A 1,423-nucleotide genomic window follows, 5' to 3' on the forward strand; every position below is an offset into this window, starting at 1 on the left:
AGAGGGCGGTTCGTGATCTGATGTCCGTTTCCCGGTGAGGTTGGGGCAGGACTGCCGGTCGCGGGGATCGGCCGGCTATTGCGTCCTGGCGAAGCTGCCCGTGTCGATCTCGGTGAGGATGCCGAGCTTGACCAGGCGTTTCAGCTTGGCGCGGGTGCCCTCGATGTTCTTCGGCAGCAGTTCGTGATCGAGGGCTTCGCAGACGTCCCGGGCCCGTAGCGGTCCGGTCGCATCGTTGAAGACACCGAGGATGCGGGGGTAGTCCGGGTGCTCGGGCAGGGCCGGTGGAACGGCCGGGAGCCGGTCGGCGAGAGCGGTGACGGTCTTCCGCGTGATCGCGAGGTGTTCGAGGTGAGTTTCTGCCTCCCGCAGCCGGCCGTGCAGTTCTTCGATCTGGGTGCGGAGGTCGTCGGCCATGGTCCGGGCGGCGTCCTCCTGAAGGCCGAGCGCATCGAGGAGGGGTTCGACGTTCACGCTGCCACCGCCTGCGGGTCGCGCCAGGTGGGGGTGTTCGTGCCGGTGAGGCGGCGGGCCATGACGTGGGTCATCGCCCAGTAGACGCGCGAGGCGGAGGAGGCCGGGCGGTGCTCGTAGTCGCGGACCAGGCGCCGGTGCAGTATCAGGATCCCGTAGGTCTGCTCGACTCTCCACCGCTTCGGCTGCGGGACGAACCCGATGTCCTGCGGGTTGCGTTCGACGATCTCCACGTCGATACCGAGCGCGGTGCCGTGGGCGATCACGGCGTTCTTGAAGCCCTGGTCGACCAGGGCCTTCTCGACGGTGCCGCCGGTGTGCACGGTGACCTGGTCCAGCAGGGCGATGCCGGCTGCGTTGTCGTGGGTGTTCGCGGCCAGGACAGTGACGGCGATGACCAGGCCCAGCACGTCCACGGCCAGTCCCCTCTTTCGACCCGGCACCTTCTTCGCCGGGTCCCGGCCGGTCGTGGAGGCGGGGACCCCGGCGGCCGCGTGGACACTCTGGGTGTCCAGCACCACCAGGCTCGGGTCCTCTAATCGGCGGGCCCGCTCACGGACCTGGCAGCGCAGGAGTTCGTGGATGACCTGGTCGCTCCCGTCGTCCCGCCAGGCGGCGAAGTAGTAGTACGTCGCGCTCTTGGGCGGCAGGTCGTGTGGGAGGTAGGCCCACTGGCAGCCGGTCCGGCCCTGGTAGAGGATCGCGTTGACGATCTCCCGCATCTCGTAGGCGCCCTGGTGGCCGCTGACCGAGCGGTGCCGGTCCTTCCATGCGGTGATCACCGGCTCGATCAAGGACCACTGCTCGTCCGATAAGTCGCTGGGGTACGGCTTGCGTTCGCTCACATCATCACACCAGCAGACGAGCCGCTACGGACTGGCGGATTCCGCCCCACACCCACACCATCAGGCGACGACAGAACCCGTCAAAGCCTCACGAACCGCCCTCT

Annotated in this window: 2 protein-coding genes; both read right to left on the reverse strand. The window is 68.2% G+C overall.

Annotation, left to right across the window (positions count from 1 at the left end; all coding sequences use genetic code 11):
- Window positions 1-75: 75 nt before the first annotated feature.
- Window positions 76-474, reverse strand: coding sequence for a hypothetical protein (locus AB0P07_RS36715; RefSeq protein ID WP_365558761.1), 399 nt, complete (start codon window positions 472-474; stop codon window positions 76-78).
- A complete protein-coding gene (locus AB0P07_RS36720; protein ID WP_365558763.1) occupies window positions 471-1,319 on the reverse strand; it encodes an IS5 family transposase in 849 nt (282 codons plus the stop codon). Before AB0P07_RS36720 ends, AB0P07_RS36715 begins: the two co-directional genes overlap by 4 nt.
- Window positions 1,320-1,423 lie beyond the last annotated feature (104 nt).

Source organism: Streptomyces sp. NPDC085944 (assembly GCF_040686295.1).
Classification (GTDB): Bacteria; Actinomycetota; Actinomycetes; order Streptomycetales; family Streptomycetaceae; genus Streptomyces; species Streptomyces salinarius.